This window comes from Kitasatospora sp. NPDC059747 (assembly GCF_042732955.1).
GTDB lineage: Bacteria > Actinomycetota > Actinomycetes > Streptomycetales > Streptomycetaceae > Kitasatospora.
In genome coordinates, this window is the sequence record NZ_JBHWGV010000011.1 from 86900 (window position 1) to 106076 (window position 19177).

17 protein-coding genes are annotated in these 19177 nt (G+C 75.3%); 10 read left to right on the forward strand and 7 right to left on the reverse strand.

Annotated elements, in window-relative coordinates:
• The first annotated feature begins 214 nt into the window (after positions 1-214).
• Both ACFV4G_RS07525 and ACFV4G_RS07530 read left to right on the forward strand, forming a co-directional pair.
• A complete protein-coding gene (locus ACFV4G_RS07525) occupies positions 215-1684 on the forward strand; it encodes an SDR family oxidoreductase (RefSeq protein ID WP_380437515.1) in 1470 nt (489 codons plus the stop codon).
• A 50-nt stretch (positions 1685-1734) separates the two neighbouring features.
• Positions 1735-2367 (forward strand): GNAT family N-acetyltransferase, encoded by a 633-nt coding sequence (locus ACFV4G_RS07530; RefSeq protein ID WP_380437517.1) that lies wholly within the window; start codon positions 1735-1737, stop codon positions 2365-2367.
• A 126-nt stretch (positions 2368-2493) separates the two neighbouring features.
• Here the strand turns inward: ACFV4G_RS07530 and ACFV4G_RS07535 are convergent, their stop codons facing one another.
• Positions 2494-3237, reverse strand: coding sequence for an SDR family oxidoreductase (locus ACFV4G_RS07535; protein ID WP_380437519.1), 744 nt, complete (start codon positions 3235-3237; stop codon positions 2494-2496).
• A 128-nt stretch (positions 3238-3365) separates the two neighbouring features.
• Here ACFV4G_RS07535 and ACFV4G_RS07540 point away from each other — a divergent pair, with 128 nt between their 5' ends.
• Positions 3366-3971, forward strand: a complete 606-nt coding sequence (locus ACFV4G_RS07540) for a TetR/AcrR family transcriptional regulator (RefSeq protein ID WP_380437521.1) — start codon at positions 3366-3368, stop codon at positions 3969-3971.
• A gap of 99 nt (positions 3972-4070) precedes the next feature.
• Here the strand turns inward: ACFV4G_RS07540 and ACFV4G_RS07545 are convergent, their stop codons facing one another.
• The 6 genes from ACFV4G_RS07545 to ACFV4G_RS07570 all read right to left on the reverse strand — a co-directional run bounded on the left by ACFV4G_RS07545 (position 4071) and on the right by ACFV4G_RS07570 (position 11621).
• The gene (locus ACFV4G_RS07545; RefSeq protein ID WP_380437523.1) at positions 4071-4601 is read right to left on the reverse strand and encodes a hypothetical protein; all 531 of its coding nucleotides are present in this window, start codon (positions 4599-4601) and stop codon (positions 4071-4073) included.
• A gap of 79 nt (positions 4602-4680) precedes the next feature.
• Positions 4681-5325 (reverse strand): methyltransferase domain-containing protein, encoded by a 645-nt coding sequence (locus ACFV4G_RS07550; RefSeq protein ID WP_380437525.1) that lies wholly within the window; start codon positions 5323-5325, stop codon positions 4681-4683.
• Between the two features lie 102 nt (positions 5326-5427).
• Entirely contained in the window at positions 5428-7275 is a 1848-nt protein-coding gene (locus ACFV4G_RS07555; protein WP_380437527.1) for a protein kinase, read from the reverse strand.
• Between the two features lie 148 nt (positions 7276-7423).
• Positions 7424-8359 (reverse strand): hydroxymethylbilane synthase, encoded by a 936-nt coding sequence (gene hemC / locus ACFV4G_RS07560; protein ID WP_380437529.1) that lies wholly within the window; start codon positions 8357-8359, stop codon positions 7424-7426.
• Positions 8360-8512: 153 nt separating this feature from the next.
• The gene (locus ACFV4G_RS07565) at positions 8513-10822 is read right to left on the reverse strand and encodes an ABC transporter permease (RefSeq protein ID WP_380437531.1); all 2310 of its coding nucleotides are present in this window, start codon (positions 10820-10822) and stop codon (positions 8513-8515) included.
• Positions 10823-10895: 73 nt separating this feature from the next.
• Complete coding sequence (locus ACFV4G_RS07570; RefSeq protein ID WP_380437533.1) at positions 10896-11621, reverse strand: ABC transporter ATP-binding protein; 726 nt, start codon at positions 11619-11621, stop codon at positions 10896-10898.
• 138 nt (positions 11622-11759) lie between these two features.
• On the opposite strand from ACFV4G_RS07570, the gene ACFV4G_RS07575 reads away from it, so the two are divergent.
• From ACFV4G_RS07575 to ACFV4G_RS07605, 7 genes are all read left to right on the forward strand, one after another.
• Positions 11760-12587, forward strand: coding sequence for a sensor histidine kinase (locus tag ACFV4G_RS07575; protein ID WP_380437535.1), 828 nt, complete (start codon positions 11760-11762; stop codon positions 12585-12587).
• A 98-nt stretch (positions 12588-12685) separates the two neighbouring features.
• Entirely contained in the window at positions 12686-13300 is a 615-nt protein-coding gene (locus ACFV4G_RS07580; RefSeq protein WP_380437572.1) for a response regulator, read from the forward strand.
• A gap of 188 nt (positions 13301-13488) precedes the next feature.
• A complete protein-coding gene (locus ACFV4G_RS07585; protein ID WP_380437536.1) occupies positions 13489-14694 on the forward strand; it encodes a cytochrome P450 in 1206 nt (401 codons plus the stop codon).
• A gap of 125 nt (positions 14695-14819) precedes the next feature.
• The gene (locus tag ACFV4G_RS07590) at positions 14820-15980 is read left to right on the forward strand and encodes a type III polyketide synthase (RefSeq protein ID WP_380437538.1); all 1161 of its coding nucleotides are present in this window, start codon (positions 14820-14822) and stop codon (positions 15978-15980) included.
• Positions 15977-16567 carry an NUDIX domain-containing protein gene (locus ACFV4G_RS07595; RefSeq protein ID WP_380437540.1) on the forward strand — a complete coding sequence of 197 codons (591 nt, stop codon included), beginning with the start codon at positions 15977-15979 and terminating at the stop codon, positions 16565-16567. The genes ACFV4G_RS07590 and ACFV4G_RS07595 overlap by 4 nt, the downstream gene beginning before the upstream one ends.
• 98 nt (positions 16568-16665) lie before the next feature.
• Positions 16666-17109: an SHOCT domain-containing protein gene (locus tag ACFV4G_RS07600; RefSeq protein ID WP_380437542.1), complete on the forward strand. Its 444-nt coding sequence runs from the start codon at positions 16666-16668 to the stop codon at positions 17107-17109.
• Positions 17110-17187: 78 nt separating this feature from the next.
• Positions 17188-19161, forward strand: coding sequence for a hypothetical protein (locus tag ACFV4G_RS07605; protein ID WP_380437544.1), 1974 nt, complete (start codon positions 17188-17190; stop codon positions 19159-19161).
• Positions 19162-19177 lie beyond the last annotated feature (16 nt).

Sequence of the window (19177 nt, forward strand, 5' to 3'; positions counted from 1 at the left end):
CCGCGTCCTTGTACCAAATATTATTGCCAAAGACGGGGGCCCACCGGGGCTTGCCCGGGGGGGGGGGCGCGGGGGCGCGCCCGCCCCCCCGCCCCCCCGCCGTTCGCACCCCACCGTTCGCACCCGGCCGGCTCGCACCCCGGTTTATTGAGGTCACATCACATGCGACCCTCCGTTACAGTCCGACCCACGGCACGACCACAAGGGGGCGGACATGACGGTCCGGACGATTCGAACGGAAGACCACCAGCACGACCGGGCCACCGGCCGCGCCGCCGCGGGCGCCGCTGCCGGCAGCGCCGCGGAGACCGTCACCGCCGAGGAACTCGCCGCGCTCGGCCGCACCCTGCGCCGCCTGCGCGACCTGCCGCCCCACGACCGCACCCGCCTGCACGCCGAGCGACAGCTCAGCTCCTTCGTGATGGAGAGCCGCAAGCGCCGCCGCCAGGAGGCCAAGCAGGCCGTCCGGGACGCCGACGCCGCCCTGCTCGCCACCACCGCGACCGGCGCCCTCGACCGGCGCGAGGACGCCCCGCTCGCCCCGGCCGGCGGGGAGCCGGCCGGCCGGCCCGTCGGGGAGCTGCGCACACCGCGCCGGTGCTACGTCTGCAAACAGCAGTACCGCGAGGTCGACGGCTTCTACCACATGCTCTGCCCGGACTGCGCCGCCGACAACACCGCCCGGCGCGGCCTCCGCACCGACCTGCGCGGGCGCCGCGCGCTGCTCACCGGTGGCCGGGTCAAGATCGGCTTCCAGCTCGCGCTCATGCTGCTGCGCGACGGCGCCGAGCTGACGGTCACCACCCGCTTCCCGCACGACACCGTCCGCCGCTTCCGCGCCGCCGAGGGCAGCGCGCAGTGGTGGGAGCGGCTCACCGTCGTCGGGATAGACCTGCGCGACCCGCGCCAGGTCCTCGGGCTCACCGAGCAACTGCGCTCCGACGGACGGCCGTTGGACATCCTGATCAACAACGCCGCGCAGACCCTGCGCCGCCCGCCCGAGTCGTACGCGCTGCTCGCCGCCGGGGAGCACGACGCCCTGCCCGCCGCCGACCGCCGCGCCGTCGCGCACGCCCCGGGCTTCCGGCCGATGCCCGCGCTCACCACCGCCTGGCCCGCCGCGGAGCTCGACCCCGCCCCGGCCGCGGCGCACGGGCTGCTCACCCTGCCCGACGAGGCCGGCCTGCTGCCCGACCTCGCCCCCGGCAACTCGTGGTCCGCCCGGCTCGGCGAGCTCGACCCGGCGGAGGTGCTGGAGACGCAGCTGGTCAACGCGCTGGCCCCGGCCCTGCTCTGCGACCGCCTGCTCCCCCTCCTGCTCGCCTCCCCGCACCCGCGCCGCTACGTCGTCAACGTGACCGCCGTCGAGGGCCGCTTCGCCGTCGCCAACAAGACCGGCGGCCACCCGCACACCAACATGGCCAAGGCCGCCCTCAACATGCTCACCCGCACGAGCGCCGCCGAACTCGCCCGCCAGGGCGTGCACATGTGTGCCGTCGACACCGGCTGGATCACCGACGAGAACCCGGCCCCGAAGAAGGCCCGGATCGCCGACCGGGGCTTCCGCACGCCCCTCGACATCGTCGACGGCGCCGCCCGCGCCTACGACCCGATCGTCCGGGGCGAGTCCGGCTCCCCGGTGTCGGGGGTGTTCCTCAAGGACTACCGGGAGGCCGCGTGGTGACCCCGGGATAGGCTGCGGCGATCAGGATCGCCGCATCGGGGGGGGAACGCATGGCGCCGGACAACGAACTGACGCACGCCTGGGTGCACGGGCTGGCCGCGGCCCGCCGCTGCCCGACGCCGGTCGAGGTGCCGTGGGGGCTGCGGGTCGACGTCGAACGCGGCAGGGAGTCCGTGCGGCACGTCCTGCTGCGGACCGACGAGCGGAGCGTCCGGGCCGCCGCGGCCGCCGCCGACCGGCCGTACGCGCGGATCAAGGGGTTCGTCGAGCCGGAGGCGGCCCTCGGCCTGCTCGGCCCGGCCTGGGAGCGCAACGCCGACGAGCTGATGATGACGACCGTGCTGCGCCGGGAGGAGGTCCGCCTGCCCGCCGGCTACACGGCGGAGGTCGAGCGCGGCAACGGCGTGGCGTACGCCCGACTCCTCACCCCGGACGGCGAGTTCGCGGCCGGCGGCCACACCGGGGTGCACGGCGCGCTCGCGGTGTTCGACCGCATCGAGACCGACGGGGCCCACCGGCGCCGCGGGCTCGGCAGCGCGGTGATGCGGCTGCTGACCGACGCCGCCCTCGACGCGGGCGCGGAGACGGCCGCCCTCGGCGCGACGGAGGAGGGGCGGGCGCTGTACGCCTCGCTCGGCTGGGAACTGCGGGGCCTCATGGCCGGGTTCGTCCGCCGCACCTGACCGGCACACCCGACCTCCACACCCGACCTCCGCACCCGGCCTCCGCACCCGACCGGCACACTCGACGAACACCCCCACGAGCCACACCTGAGCGTCGCACCCGACCGCCACGCCCGAGCCGCCGTCTCAGCGGCCGGTGGCCAGGTTGGCGCCGCCGGTGCAGTCGAGGACCACGCCCGTCACGAAGGTGTTGGCCGCGAGCATGTGGATCGCGCGGGCCACGTCCTCCGGACGGCCGACCCGCCCGACCGGCGTGGTGGCGGCGAGGCCGTCGAACAGCGCCTTGCGCTGCTCCTCGGGCACGCGCTCCCACCACGGGGTGTCGACCACGCCGGGCGACACCGCGTTGACCCGCAGCGGCGCGAGCTCGACCGCCAGCGGCGGCACCATCGCCTCCAGCGCGCCGTTGATGGCGGCCAGTCCGGCGGTGCCCGGGATCGCGGCGCGCGCCGAGGCGGCGGTGATCAGCGTGACGGAGCCGTCCGCCCGAAGGTGCGGCAGGGCCGCCTGGAGGACCCGGACCTGCGGCCAGAACTTGGCGTCGAACCCGTGCGCGAGGTCGGCCAGGTCGAGCCGGGCGAACGGTCCGGAGCCGGCCGCACCGCTGACGGCGAGGACCAGGTGGTCGACGGTGCCGCCCCCGGCGAAGAAGGCCGCGACGGCGGCGGTGTCCGTCGCGTCGACCGACGCGCCGGTGGCCTTGCCGCCGATCCGCGCGACGGCCGCGTCGAGGCGCCCGCGGTCCCGTCCGGTGATCACGACCTCCGCGCCGTCGGCGGCGAACGCGGTGGCCGCGGCCTCGCCGATGCCCGAGCTGCCGCCCATCACGACGACGCGCTGTCCGGCGAAGAGGTCCGACGTGGTGTTCATGGTGGTGCTTCCTTCCGGCTTGTCGAGACTGTCCGTTCCGGTAATGATGATTGTCGAGACTGTTAGTCTTGTCAATGGAGGACCCAGACAGCTGGAGCCGGGACGACCGCAGGACGAGAGGACGACCGATGAACGCGACGGACCCCCAGCCGGGCGCCGCCCGCCCGCACACCGGACGCCGCCGCAACGAGGCCGCCCACCGGGCCATCCTCGACGCGGCCCTGCGCCTCCTCGCCGAGTCCCACGGCACGCCCGTGACCATCGACGCCATCGCCCGCACCGCCGGCGTCGGCAAGCAGACCGTCTACCGCTGGTGGCCCTCCAAGGGCGCCGTCCTCCTGGACGCCCTCTCCGACCGCGCCGACCAGGACGTCGCGGGCCCCGACACCGGAGACCTCCGCGCCGACCTGCGCGCCTTCGTCGCCGCCACCTTCAACGCCGCCCAGCAGGACACCACCGCCTCCGCCCTGCGCACCCTCGTCCGCGAGGCCGCCCGCGACCCCCACCTGGCCGACCTGATGCAGACCTTCACCGCGACCCGCCGGACGGCCCTGCGCGAGCTCCTCGCCCGCGGGCGCGAGCGCGGCCAGCTCCGCGGGGACGCCGACCTCGACCTGATCGTCGACCAGGTCTACGGCGTCTTCTGGTACCGGTTCCTGCTCGGCCACGCCCCCCTGGACGCCGACGCCGCCGACCGGCTCGCCGCATCGCTGGTCGCCGGGGCGGCGCAGTAGCGACCCCGGCGAACGACGCGTGCGCAGGAAGTCGGCCGATCCGACGTCCTGCGCACACCACCCCGGCGGCCAGTACCCCGGTGGCCGGCGCCCCGGCGGTTACCCGACGCCCACGGGCCGGCGGCGGCGGCAGTACGCGAAGGCCAGGGCCAGCACGATCGGGCCCCACAGCATCGCCGGGCCGACGCACACCCGGGCCAGCGCCAGCCACCAGCCGTTCCGGTAGCCGACCTCGTCGACCACACCGGTCCACGCGAGCGGCTGGAGGTCGAACAGCCCCACCAGGACCAGCCCGCCCACCACCGCGGGCCCGACGGCCGCGAGCGGCGGCACCCGGCGGCCCGCGAGGAACGGCACCCAGCGCGGGAAGACCTCGCCCCACCCCGCGACCAGACCGAGGGTCAGCAGGCAGAGCGCCTCGGTGAGCACGCTCAGCCCGACCACGTAGCCCGGCGCCCACCAGGGCATCGGCGGCCGTCTCGGGTCGATCGTGCCCATCTCGAAGCCGGCCGCGAAGGGGAGCCGCCACAGACAGTGCGGCAGCACGACGAACGGGAGGGCCTTCGCCAGCCACAAGGCCCAACGCTGCACGGGTCGTTCGGTGTCGCCCAGGGGAATCGTGATCGCCATGGCTCCACTCTCGCGGCGCCCCCGGGCCCGGACGTCGTCCACCCGGCCGAACCCGGCCGGACCCCCTCCCCCACGAGAGCTATCCGGCATCCGCCAGGAGGCAGACGTACGAACGATCCGCGCGCGACGGATGCGGCTGCTCCACGCGCGTGGTGACGGTGAATCCGGCGAGCGTGAGCAGCTCGACGAGCCGCGGGACGGGCACCAGATGGGACTCGTACGACACCGGGTGCCCGTACCCCTCGGTCGGCCGCAGATGGACGTCCCCCACGTGGCCGCCGAGCAACAGCCGCCCCCCGGGGCGGAGCACACGACGGAACTCGCGGAACAGCGCGGGCAGTTGTGCGGGCGGCGTGTGGTGGACGGAGTACCAGGCCAGGATGCCGCCGAGACCGCCGTCCGCGGCCTCCAGCGCTCCCATCGAGCCCCGCACGAACCGGAGTCCGGGGTGCGCGAGCCGGGCGAGCCGGACCATCTCGTCCGACACGTCCACCCCGAACACGTCGAGCCCGAGCCCGGCCAGGTACGCCGCCACCCGCCCGGGCCCGCACCCCAGATCCGCCACCGGCCCACCACCCGAGGACCGGACGAGCTCGGCGAAGGCGGCCAGCATCGCGCGCGAGACCGGGTCCAACTCCTCGGGCGGGATGACGAGTCGGACGTAGTCGGTGGCGACGGCGTTGTAGGACGCGCGGACGGCGGCGAGGTGGGCGGGTTCGGTCATGCGCCCGATCCTGCCGCGCGACAGCGACAGGAGGAAGCACAAGTCCCGGCCGGACCGTTTCGGTTCGAGCGCGCTGGGGCCGGACGGCCGGCTGACGGGCGCTCACTGCACGGTCAGGTACCGCTGCTCGCTCGATCCGCTGATGCACACCAACGCGCCGCAGTTGGAGCCATTCGAGGTGAAGACGCTCCACAGGTACGTGCCCGGGCTCGTCGGGACCCAGGTGTACGACGTCGCGGCCTGCCACGGGAGGTTCTGCCACGTGCCGTTCGGGAGGAGCAGGTCCACCTGGGAGCTGGTGCCGGACGCCGCCCAGGACAGCTGGACGGGCTGTCCGGCACGGACCACCGCCCGGGAGGCGGGGAACACCAGGATCGGCGCGGAGGGGACGTGCGCCAGCTGGTTCACCGAGCTGCCGCCCGGGGGCTTGACGTACAGGTAGCGGACGCCGCTCATGCCGCTGGCGGCCTTCTGGGAGGCGCTGGTCGCGCTGTCCACGGCCCACTGGTAGAGGCCCGGAGTGGTCGGCGTGAAGGTGCAGTCGGCGGAGGTCAACGAGCCGGAGACGCGCCACTGGCCGTCGCCGGCCTTGGTGAGGACCCTGGTCACCGCGCCGGTCTTGGTCCAGCTGAGGGTGACCGGGGCGCCTTGTTCGACGGTGGCGTTGTCGGCCGGGGCGGCGAGGGCCGGGATGCCCGGCAGGTCGGCCGGCGGGCTCGGGGGGCCCGTCGTCTCGGCCGGGCCCGGGCCTCCCGCATTGCCGTTGACCCCGCCGTTGACGCAGTCGGGCGGCCTGCCGTCGTCGGTCGCGACGACGAAGCCGTTGCCGAGGTCGTGCGTGTCGCGCGTGTCGGGGGTGTCGCGCTGGAGGTACAGCGGCACGGCGACGGCCGCGGCGACGAGCGCGAGGACCGCGGGGAGCAGCAGCCACGGCCTGGCCCGGCGCCGACCCCCGCCGGGCGGTGGCACGTTGGAGAACACGGTCGGCGTCCGGCCGACCGCGGGCGGCGGCACGGGCGGGGCGGTGACGGGCGGTGCGGCGAGCGGCGGAGCCGCGGGCGGCGGCGGGGCGGCCGCCGGCTCCACCCACGGCGTGTCCGGGACGGCGGGCCGCGCCCGCAGCGGTTCCGGCAGCCACGAACCGCTCGCCCCGCCGTACTCGGGCGGCCCGAGTACGGCGACGAGCTGGGCGGGGGCCGGCCGGCCGACCGGGTGGCGGGCCAGGCAGGAGGCGACGACGGGCCGCAGCTGCTCGGGCACGCCGGACAGGTCGGGCTCGCTGTGCATGATCCGGTAGAGCAGGACCTGCGGGTCCCCGGTGCCCCAGGGCGAGCAGCCGGCCGCGTGGCAGAGCACCCGGCCGAGCGCGAACACGTCGGCGGCGGGGCCGACCACGCCGCCCGCGATCTGCTCGGGGGCCATGTAGCCGGGCGTGCCGAGCACGACCTGGGTGCGGGTGATGGAGGCGCCGTCCAGGGCCCGGGCGATGCCGAAGTCGATGACCCGCGGGCCGTCCTCGCTCAGCAGGACGTTGGAGGGCTTGAGGTCCCGGTGCACCAGGCCGGCCCGGTGGATCGCCTCCAGCGCCTCGGCCAGGCCGGCGCCGAGCACCCGCAGCGCCGGTTCGGGCAGTGGTCCGTGCGCGGCGACGGCCGCCTCCAGGGAGGGCCCGGCGATGTGCGCGGTGACCAGCCACGGCGGGTCGCCGTCCGGGTCGGCGTCGACGACCTGCGCGGTGTGGAAGCCGCCGACCCGCCGGACGGCTTCCAGTTCGCGGGTGAAGCGGCGGCGGAACTCCGGGTCCGTCGCCAGGTCCCAGTGGACGCACTTCACCGCGACCAGCCGTCCGCCCGGGGACCGCCCCAGGTAGACGACCCCCATCCCGCCACTGCCGAGCCGGGCCAGCAGCCGGTACCGGCCGCCGACCGTCGTCGGATCGGTGGGTCTCAAGGCCTCCACGTCCACCCCCGGCGTGTCCGCACGTTCGTCCGATTGATCGTCAACTCCCCTACGGTGCACCCGCATCATGGCAGGTGTCACTCGTATGGAAAAGCTGTCACCGTTCCGTGAAGAAGATCGGCCGGGCGGCGCGGGGGCCTCAGTGCGGGATCGCCGCGATCAGCTCGTGGGCGCCCTGCCGCTTGAGGGCCAGGGCCGTCGAGGTGCCGAGGTCCTCGGGGGTGAGCGCGCCGGCCCACTCGTGGGCGTCCAGCACCTGCTTGCCGTCCGGGCTGAAGACCCGTCCGCGCATCGACAGGCGGCCGTCCGGCTCGGCGTGCGCGTAGCCGGCGATCGGGCTGTTGCAGTGGCCCTGGAGGACGTGCAGGAACATCCGCTCGGCGGTGGCCTCGCGCCAGGTGTCGTGGTGGCCGAGCGCGGCGACCGCGGCGATCGTGGCCTCGTCGTCCTCGCGGCACTGCAGGACGAGGATGCCCGCGCCGATCGGCGGGCACATCGCGTCGACGCCGAGGACCTCGGTGACGCGCGCCGACTCGCCGATCCGCTCCAGCCCGGAGACGGCCAGCAGCAGCGCGTCCGCCTCGCCCGCGGCGAGCTTGGCGAGCCGGCTGTTGGCGTTGCCGCGGATCGGCACGCACACCAGGTGCGGGTGGGAGGCGGCGAGCTGGGCGACCCGGCGGACGGAGGAGGTGCCGATCCGGGTGCCGGGCGGCAGCTCGTCGAGGGTCAGGCCACCGGGGTGGACGAGGGCGTCGCGGATGTCGTCGCGGCGCAGGTAGGCGGCGAAGACGGTGCCGGCGGGCAGCGGGCGGTCGGCGGGCACGTCCTTGAGGCAGTGCACGGCGACGTCGGCCTCCCCGGCGAGCAGCGCGGCGTCCACCTCCTTGGTGAACGCGCCCTTGCCGCCGAGCCGGGCGAGGTCGCCCGTCCACCGGTCGCCGGAGGTGGTCACCGGCACCACCTCGGTGCGCAACCCCGGGTGCGCGACGGCGAGTTCGGCGCGGACGCGCTCGACCTGGGCGAGTGCCATGGGCGAGGAGCGGGAGACGATGCGGATCAGCTCAGCGGTGGCCATGGCGCGATGATAGGCGCCCGCGCGCGACCTCGGTGACGGCGTCTCAAGTGCCGCAATCCGGAGGAAGCCCGCGGGCGCCCGGTCCCCGTCCCTACTCGTTGTGGAGCACCTCGGCGATGTCCCTACTCGTTGTGGAGCACCTCGGCGATGTCCCTACTCGTTGTGGAGCACCTCGGCGATCGGCAGCCGGGCCGCCGCACGGGCCGGGACGAGCGCGCCGAGGACGGCGATCGCGACGCCCGCCAGGGCGAGGCCGGCCAGCAGCGGGGCGCCCCAGACGTCGATCGTCCGCTCGGGGAAGTCGATGAGCCGGACGTTCTCCACGATCAGCCGGTGCACCAGGATCCCGACCGGGATGCCGATGATTCCGCTGGCCACGCCCTGCCAGGCCACCGAGGTGACCGTCATGGCGACGACCTGCCGGGGCGTCATGCCGATCGACTTCAGCGTGCCGAGGTCGCGGCGGCGTTCGCGGATGGTGAGCAGCAGGGTGTTGAAGACGCCGAGCGCGGCGACGACGGACAGCAGGACGGTGAACGTCGTGCTGAAGGTCCGGATCGCGACGATGCCCCCGTCCGATCCCGCCGCGTAGACCGAGGGCGACAGGCTCGGGTCGGCGGCCGTGACCGCCTTCAGGTACGCCTCGGCGTCGGTGCCGTCGGCGAGCCGCACGTCGTACTCGACCACGTGCGGGTCGGGGGTGAGCAGGGCCCTGGTGGCGTCGTTGGAGGAGATCGCGTTGGCGTTGCCCTCGTTCTCCTCGCCGACGATGGTGACGGTGGTCCGTGCGCCGTCCAGGACCAGGGTGAGCCGGTCGCCGAGCTTGACCCCGTGCTGGTCGAGGAAGCCCGGACCGGCCTCGATCTCGTTCGGCCCGGTCGCCGGGCGGCCCTCGACCGCCTGGAGCCGCCGCTGGTCGACCGCGTCGTCGCCGCCGTAGAAGTCGGCGAAGACGAGCTGGGGCTGGCCGAGGACGCCGAGCCGGACCAGCCCGCGGACGGAGACCCGCTCGGCGCCGGGGGCGGCGCGGAGCATCGCCTCGGTCTGCTCGGGGGTCAGCCGGGGCTCGATCCCGCTGCCGGAGAAGCCGGCGGTCGCCACGACGACGTGGGTCTTGCGGTCGGGCGTGGGCAGGGTCCTGGCCAGGGTGCTGCTCACCCCGGTGGTCACGGTGACGGTGACCACGCCGAGCACGATCGCCGCCATGGTCAGCGCGGTGCGGGCGGGGCGGGCGAAGGGCTGGCCGAGGCCGAGGCTGACGGCGCGCGGCAGCCGGGTGCCGCTCAGCCACCGCTGGATCCCGAGCCCGCGGCCGTTGCGCGGCGCGCTGCCGGCCGAGATCGCCTGGGCGGCGGACAGCCGGTGGGCGCGCGAGGCGGGCACGAGGGCGGCGAGGGCGACCAGCAGCGGGACGCCGATCACGGTGGCGGCGGGCAGCCACCCGGCTGGCTCGATCACCGCGGTGCCGGTCGAGATCCCGCTGAAGGCGGCCCGGAGGATCGGGTACGACGCCGCCCAGCCCGCCGCCGTGCCGAGGACGGTGCCGACGACCGCGGGCACCGAGACCATGGTCAGGTAGACCACCACCACCTGGCGCGGGGTGAACCCGATCGACTTCAGCACGCCGATGTGCCGGTAGCCGGAGACCACCGCGCCGCTCACCACGTTGCCGACGATCAGCGCGGCGACGACCAGGCCGAGCACGCCGAAGACCGTCATCAGCGGCAGGTAGGCGTCGGCGCCCGCCGAGAAGGCCCGCTTGAGCACCAGGTAGGACTGCGCGCTGGCGACGGCGTCCTTCGGCAGGCCCTCGGTGGCACCGGCGAGTGAAGCGGTGAGCTGCTGCTCGGTGGCCGCGTCGGTGAAGCGGTAGAGCATCTGGCGCCCGGTGGGGTGCAGGGCGGCCGCCTGTTCGGGGGTGACCCAGCCGCCGGCTGACTGGCTCATGCCGGTCGCGAAGCCGACGACGGTGAGCTTCAGCCCGGTGCTGGTGGTGAGCGGCGTGCCGACGAACTTCGCCGCGGCGCCCCCGGCCGGGTTGTTCACCACCACCTCGCCGGGTGCGGCGGCCCAGCGGCCGGCCAGCAGTCGCACCCGGTCCACCGGGCCGGCCCGGTCGGCCCGGCCGACCAGGGTCAGCGGGCCCCGCGCGTGGCCGATCCACTCGGTGGGGATTTCCACCACGGCCTGGTCGAAGGGCCCGGCGGCCGCCTCGACGCCCGGCCGGTGGGCGGTGGCGGCCAGTTGCTCCGGCGAGGCCTCGGCCGGGTCGAAGAGGGCGGTGACGTGCGCGCCGCGCTCGGCCTCGAAGGCGGTGTCGAACGGCGCCCGGGCGGCGCTGATCACCGCGAGGGCGAGCAGCACGGTCGCGGTGGAGCAGAAGACGACCAGGCCGATCACGACGGTCTGCACCCGGCGGCGCTTCACCGCCGCCCGGGAGGCCCGCCACACGGCTCCACTCATACGCCCACCCCGCTCCGCTCGGCAGCCGATGACCGGCACACGCACCTCATGTCCGTCCGCTCGCTCTGCTCGCTCACGACGACGCCTCCAGCGAGCGCTCCCGCGCCACCCGGCCGTCCGCCATCTCCACCAGCCGACTGGCGCAGCGCGCGGCCAGGTCGGGGTCGTGGGTGACGATCAGCAGGGTCTGCCCGATCTGGTTGAGGTCGATCAGCAGGTCCATCACCTGCTCGCCCGAGCGGCTGTCCAGGGCGCCGGTCGGCTCGTCCGCGAGCAGCAGCGCCGGGCGGTTCATCAGGGCCCGGGCGACGGCGACGCGCTGGCGCTCGCCGCCGCTGAGGGTGGCCGGGTAGGTGTCCTTGCGGTGGGCGACGCCGAGTTCGTCGAGCAGTTCCAGGGCCCGGCGGCGCGCCTGCTTGGCGGTGGTGCCGGTCAACTGGGCGGCGAGGGCGACGTTGTCGAGGGCCGGCAGGTCGTCGATGAGGTTGAAGAACTGGAAGATCATGCCGACGTGGCGGCGCCGGAACAGCGCGAGTCCGGTCTCGTCCAGCCGCCCGAGGTCCTGGCCGTGCACCCGGACAGTGCCCGAGGTCGGCCGGTCCAGGCCGGCGACCATGTTCAGCAGGGTGGACTTGCCGCAGCCCGAGGGGCCCATCACGGCCACCGCCTCGCCCGGCCGGATCGTCAGGTCGACCCCGTCCAGGGCCCGCGCGTCGCCGAACTCCTTGTGCACCCCGGACAGCTCGACGACGGCCTGCGCGCCGCCGGGTCCGGACGTCCCGTCGTGAACGTTTCTCATGGACGACGACGGTAGGCGGGCGGCCCGGGCACCGCGTCCCACCTGGGGTGTAACCGTCGGGGGCGGTAGTACCGGGGATGTACGGGACCGGCACCCCCGGATGATGCGGATCACGCCCCGGGCTGGGAAGCTGGCGGTGTGTGGGGAACGGGGTGGCAGTGGGCGGCGCTCGCCGCGGCGGGCGGATCGGCCGGCGCGGCCGGCTGGCTGGGCGTGGCGCTCGCGCGGGCGCGGCGGCTGCACCGGGCGGCGGTCGGGGAGCGCGGCTGGCTGCTGGAGCGCGAGCGGGAGAGCGCCGCGCGGACCGCGGTCGACGCCGAACGGGCGCGCATCGCCGCCGAGTTGCACGACATCGTCAGCCACAACGTGAGCGTGATGGTGGTGCAGGCGGGCGCCGCGCGCGAGGTCCTCGCCACCATGCCCGAGGAGGCCGCCGCCGCGATGGCCGCCGTGGAGGCCGCCGGCCGCGACACCATGACCGAACTGCGCCACCTGCTCGGCCTGCTCGCCCCGGCGGCGGACGGCTCCGAGGAGGAGGACCCGGACGGCTTCGCGCCGCAGCCGAGCCTCGCCCGGCTCGGCCCGCTCATCGACCGCTTCGCCTTCGCCGGCCTGCCGGTGGAGGTCCGCGTCTCCGGCGAGCCGCGCCCGCTGCCCGGGGGCATCGACGTGACGGCGTACCGGATCATCCAGGAGGCGCTCACCAACGCGCTCAAGCACGGGGACGGGGTGACGGCGGACGTGACCGTGCGCTACGCGGACCACTACCTGCGGGTCGAGGTGCTCAACCGCGGGCCCAGCGTGCTCTCCGGCGGCACGGCGCCCGCCAGGGCGGCCGACGGCGCCGGGCGCGGGCTGCTCGGCCTGCGCGAGCGCGTCGCCGTGTACGGCGGGGACTTCGACGCCCGGCGCCGGCTGGGCGGCGGCTTCCGGGTCCGCGCGCGCATCCCGCTGGACCGGCCGTGAGCGCCCCGTCCCCGGAGGAGGCGGTGGCCGGGGGCGCCGAGCGCCGCCCGCGCGTCGTGATCGCCGACGACCAGGAGCTCGTCCGCACCGGCTTCCGCATGATCCTCACCGCGCGCGGCATCGACGTGGTCGCCGAGGCCGCCGACGGCGCCGGGGCGGTGGCCGCCGCCGTCGCGCACCGGCCGGACGTCGCGCTCCTCGACATCCGGATGCCCGGCACGGACGGCCTGGAGGCGGCCCGCCGGATCCTCGCGCTGGTGCCCGGCTGCCGGGTCGTCATGCTGACCACCTTCGACCTCGACCACTACGTGTACGCGGCCCTGGCCGCCGGGGCGAGCGGCTTCCTCCTCAAGGACGTCACCTCCGCCCACCTCGCCGCCGCCGTCCGCCTCGTGGCCACCGGCGACGCCCTCCTCGCGCCCTCCATCACCCGCCGCCTCGTCGAGCGCTTCGCCTCCGGCACGGCCCCCGCCGACGCGGGCGCCGCCACCGTGCACCGGGACCTCGCACCGCTCACGCCCCGCGAGGTGGAGGTGCTCACCCTGATGGGCCGCGGACTGTCCAACGGCGAGCTGGCGCGCGAACTGACGCTCAGCGAATCGACGGTGAAGACGCACGTGGCCCGGATCTTCGCCAAACTCGACCTGCGCGACCGGGCCCAGGCCGTGGTCCTCGCGTACGAGACCGGCCTGGTCACCCCAAGGGGGCGGTGAGCGGGCCGGGTTGCGAACCGTCGCGCTCAACTCCCGTGATTCGCACGAAAATCATCTATCTAACTCGTTCGAGGTAACTGGCTTCCTCCACCACATTTTTGCCAGCCCATGGGGGAACATCTGCATGTCCGCGCCCGGACGGGTCATCCCCCTCCGGGCGGCATCACCCTCAGCCTTTGGATCGGCCCGTGACTACCTCCGCCCCCGTGTGGGACTGCCCCTTCAACCACACCGAAGGCCTGGAGTTCGACCCCCTCCTCAAGCGGCTGCTCGCCGAGGCCCCGGTCGCCCGGATCCGGCTGCCGCACGGCGAGGGCGAGGCCTGGCTGGCCACCCGCTACGAGGACGTCCGGACCGTCACCACCGACCGCCGCTTCAGCCGCGCCGCCGGCATCGGGCGGGACCTCCCCCGCATGACGCCCGCCCCGATCGCCCAGGCCGAGGCGATCAACCTGATGGACCCGCCCGCCCACAACCGGCTGCGCCGCCTCGTCGCCCAGGGCTTCACCAACCGCCAGGTCGAGCGGATGCGGGCGCACACCCAGCGGATCGTCGACGGGTACCTCGACGAGATGGCCGAACACGGCGCCCCCGCCGACCTCGTGCACTTCCTCTCCTCCCGGCTCCCGCTCACCACCATCTGCGAGATGCTCGACATCCCCGAGCAGGACCGCGCCGAACTGCGCGGCCACGCCGTCGCGATGATGGCCATGAGCCCGGACGGCCGCGAGGGCCAGGAGCGCGCCAAGGCCGCGCTGCGCGCCTACTTCACCGAGCTGACCGCCGCCCGCCGCCGCGCCCCCGGCGAGGACCTGATCAGTGCCCTCGCCACCGCCCGCGACGGCGACGAACTGCTGGACGACGACGAGCTCGCCGTCATGGCGATGGTGCTCCTGGTCACCGGCCACGACACCAGCACCTACCAGCTCAGCAACATCACCTACACCCTGCTCACCCACCCCGAGCAGCTCGCCAAGCTCCGCGCCCAGCCCGACCTCCTGCCCCGCGCCCTGGAGGAGCTGCTGCGCTTCATCCCGTTCCGCCAGGGCGTCGGCATCGCCCGGGTCGCCACCGAGGACGTCGAACTGGGCGGGGTGCTCGTCCGGGCCGGCGAGCCGGTGCACGTCTCCTACCTGGCCGCCAACCGCGACCCGGCGTTCTACGAGCGGCCCGACGAGCTCGACCTCGACCGCGGCGCGCCCACCCACATGACCTTCGGGTACGGCCAGCACCACTGCCTCGGCGCCCACCTGGCCCGGATGGAGCTCCAGGTCGCCATCGGCACGCTGCTGCGGCGGTTCCCCGGGCTGCGCCTGGCCGTGCCGCCGGCCGAGCTCGACTGGCGGACGGGCTCCATCTGGCGCTACCCGCGGGTCCTGCCGCTCGCCTGGTGACCCGCCGCGCCACCGCGCGCGCCCGTCCGTCCACCGCCACCACCACCGGGCACCGGCCGCCCCGCGCGCCGGGCCCGGCCGCCCGTCGGCCCACCCACGGGCCACCCAGGGGAGACCGCGTACCCATGGCAACACTCTGCCGCCCCGCCATCGCCGTGCCCGAGCACGTCATCACCCTCGACGAGACCCTCGACCTGGCCCGCGCGATGCACGCCGGCCACCCCCAACTCGGCCTCGCGCTACGGCTGATCGAGAACACCGGCGTGCGGACCCGGCACCTGGTCCAGCCCATCGAGCAGACCCTGCGCCACCCCGGCTTCACCGCCCGCAACGCCGTCTACGAGCGGGAGGCCAAGCGCCGCGTCCCCGAGGTGGTCGAAGCGGCCCTGCGCAACGCCCAGTTGGGCGCCCAGGACATCGACCTCCTGATCTACGTGTCGTGCACCGGCTTCATGATGCCGTCGATGACCGCCTGGCTCATCAACACCATGGGCCTGCGCCCGGACACCCGCCAGATGCCGATCGCCCAGCTCGGCTGCGCGGCCGGCGGCGCCGCCGTCAACCGCGCGCACGACTTCTGCCGCGCCTACCCGGGCGCCAACGTGCTCATCGTCGCCTGCGAGTTCTGCTCGCTGTGCTACCAGCCGACCGACCTCGGCGTCGGCTCGCTGCTCTCCAACGGCCTCTTCGGGGACGCCGTCGCCGCCGTGGTGATGCGCGGGCACGGCGGCACCGGGGTGTCGGTCGAGCGCAACGGCTCGCACCTCGTCCCGGACACCGAGAACTGGATCTCCTACGGGGTCAGGGACACCGGCTTCCACTTCCAGCTCGACCGGCGCGTGCCCGGCACGATGGAGATGCTCGCACCCGCCCTGCGCGGCCTGGCCGGCGAGCACGGCTGGGACGTGTCGGGGCTCGGCTTCTACATCGTCCACGCCGGGGGCCCGCGCATCCTCGACGACCTGTGCCACTTCCTCAACCTCGAACCGGCGATGTTCCGTTACAGCCGGGCCACGCTGACCGAGCGCGGCAACATCGCGAGCGCCGTCGTCTTCGACGCCCTCGCCCGGCTGTTCGCCGACGGCGGCGCGGCCGACGGCACCCACGGGCTGATCGCCGGCTTCGGCCCCGGCATCACCGCCGAGATCTCGCTGGGGAGTTGGGTGTCCGCGCCGCGCGGCGTCGCGCAGCCCCGGCGGCCGCGCGCCATCGCCACCGCCGACCTCTCTCGCGTCCACCCCGGTGTCCCCCGCCGTTTCCCGGCCGGCACTACGATCACCGAATGACCGATACCACGGACCGCACCGACACCGCCCCCTCCGCCAGAGCCGCCGAACTCGCCGCGCTCTTCCCCGCGTTGCACGCGCCGCAGTACTGGGCCTGGGGGAGGTACGACGCGCAGTTCTCGACCGAGCTGCCGCCGGACGGCCTGGTGACCAACATCCACCTGGTGGGCTTCGCGGACGGCGGCGTGGTGCTCTGCCGGGACGACCGGGACCACTGGTTCCTGCCCGGCGGCACGCGCGAACAGGACGAGACCGTCGCCGACTGCCTGCGGCGCGAGCTCAGGGAGGAGGCGGGCGCCCGGCTGCTCGGCGAGCCCGCCTGGCTCGGCGCGCACCGCTGCCGCACGGACGACCCGACGCCCTACCGGCCCTGGCAGCCGCACCCGGAGAAGGCGTGGCTGTGGGGCTGGGCGGAGGTCGCGCTGGACTCCGCGCCGACCAACCCCTCGGACGGCGAGCAGGTCGTCGAGGTCCGCGCACTGCCGGCGGCCGAGGCGCAGCGGCTCCTGGTGGACTCGCACGAGGCCTGGTGGGGCGAGCTGATCGGGCTCGCGGTGGAGCTGCGGCGGCGGGCGGAGCTCGGCTGAGACCGCGTCCCGCAGCGGTATTCCCACCCCGGGCGAAGATCACCGGAACGGCCCAGCAGCAGTGCGCACCGTCCGTTTTGCGATGATATGACTCGGCCATGGACACCTCTTCGTTGGCCGCCTCGCTGGCCGTGGACTACCCGGTGCTCAACATCTTCTGGACGATGCTGGAGCTGTTCCTCTGGGTGCTCTGGTTCTTCCTGCTGTTCAAGATCATCACGGACATCTTCCGCAGCCACGACCTGAGCGGCTGGGGCAAGGCCGGCTGGCTGGTCCTGGTGATCATCCTGCCGCTGATCGGCGTGCTCGCCTACCTGATCGCGCGCGGCGAGGGCATGGGGAAACGGGACGTCGCCCAGGCACAGCAGGCCGAGGCAGCCGTCCAGGCGTACATCCGGGACGCGGCCGGGACCTCCGGGGCCACGGCGGACGGCGCCGGGCGCAGCCACGTCGACGACCTGGCGACGCTGGCGGACCTGAAGGACAAGGGCCTCATCTCCGCCGAGGAGTACCAGCGGGCCAAGGACAAGCTCCTGGTGTGAGTGGTGTGAGCGTGTGACCGGTGTGAGCGGAAACGGCGGTACTGGGCGGGGGGGGGGGCGGGGGGGAGCCCCGCGGCGGTGGCCGGGCGGGTGCACGAGGCGGCCCGGCGGATGCTCGGCGCGGACCAGGGCGGGCTGGACCGGGCCGGGTTCGAGGAGCTGTTCCCGGTGGCGGGCGGCTGGGCGGGGGCGGTGCTCGCGGAGGGCCTGTTCGTGCCGGCCGGGCCCGGGGTCCGGTTCGCGCACGGGGAGTTCGGGGACTGGCTGCAGGGACTGCACCTCGACCTGGACGCGGCGCTGCGGCTGCTGCTCGGGGAGGACCGGGAGGACAGGGAGGACGAGGACGCCCGCCCGGCGGCCGGGGCGCGCGCGGTGGCCCGGCACCGGATCGGCCCGGTGGCGGCGGCGCTGCGCCGGGTGGCCGACACGTGGGGCGCGCCGGCCCTCGACCCGTGGCTGCACCGGCTGTGGCGGGCGCTGGACCTGCGCCCGCCGGGCGGCGAACCGGCCTGGTGGGCGGGCCGGCTGCTCGCGGCCGGGCTGGCGGCCAGTCCGGACGTCGCCGAACACCGCGCGCTGCTGGAGCAGTTGGCCGGCCGGATCGCCGAACGCGCCTTGCGGGACGGCGGGTTCGACGCGCTCCCGGCGGACGGGCTGGGCCGGTTCGGCCCGGCGTTCTGGACCGGGCTCGGGCTGTCCGTCGAGGACGAACTCGCCCTGCTGCGGCGCCTGGTGGTCGCGGACGGTCCCGGGCAGCCGTTCCTCGCGGCGGTCGCCGGGCGGCTGCGCGCGGACCCGGCGGCCGTGTTCCCGCTGCTCTGCGCGTGGTTCGACGACCGGCGCGGCCTGCCCGGTGCCCCCGGCAGGTCCGTCGCGGACCTCACCCACGACCTGCTCCTCGCCCACCGCAGGCTCGCCCTGGACGAGCTGGCCGACGCGCTGGCCGACGCCGCCCACCCCGGGGCGGACGCGCTGCTCACCGTGCTGGCCGCCGAGGAGCCGTCGGCGCTGTGCCGCGCGGTGGACCGCTGGAGCCACGACCGGCGGCCCGAGCGGCACGTCGCCGCCGCCGTGCACGCGCTGCGCGTCGCCCCGCACGCGTCCGGGGCCGGGCCCGAGCTGCTGCGCCACACCGCGCTGGCCCTGCTCGCCCGCGAGGACGAACCCGCGCTGCACGGCGCCGCGTTGGCGCTTCTGGTCGGCGATCCGCGGAGCCGGGCCGGGTACCTGCCGGCCGCGCTGGAGCTCCACCGGGCGGGCACCGACGGGTTCCTGACCCCGCGGGCGCTGGCCCCGGCCCTGGAGACCGACCCGGAGCCCGTCCTGGCCGCGCTCGCCGACCGCCTGGCGGAGCCGCGCGCGCCCGTCGCCGAGACCCTGCGGGTGCTCGCCGACGCCGGCGCCCCGGTCGCCACCCGGCGGGGCGCCGAGCTGGCCGCCCGGCTGCTGCGGGAGCGCCCCGCGCTGGCCGGGCCGGTCGCCGCCGACTACCTGGGCCGCCGGCTGGAGCGCGCCGCTGTCACGGGCCCGGCCGCCCGGCTGGAGCTGCGGCTGCTGCTGGGCGGTGCGCTGGCCGCGCGGGCGGCGGCGGTCCGGCAGCCGTTCGCCGAGGTGCTGTCGGTGCCGGTGGCCGATCCGGCCGCCGACGCGCTGCGCTGCGAGCTGCTCGACACCCTGCTGGCCGCCGAGAACGACCCGGCGGTGCTGACCGCCGCCGTCGAGCGGCTGGCCGACCACTGCGCGGCCGAGAAGCCGGCCCGCGCCCGTGCGGTGCTGGCCCGGGCGACCCCCGGGCTGCCGGCCGCGGACGACCTGCTGGTGCGCTGCGCGGGCCGTTCGGCGGCGTTCGCCCAGCTGCTGGCGCAGTGGCCGCAGGACGCCGCCCCGACTCCGCCGGACGGCCTCCGGCTGGCCCGGATGCGGGCCCTGGTGACGGCCGGGCGGGACCCGCAGTACGCCGCCGCGGAGGCGGAGCGGGCACCGTTCGAACGTGTGGTGCGCTCAACCCGCATTCCGGTGCCTGAGCAGGGGCAGGCGCATGGCACGCTATAGGGGTTCGGGTTTTGAG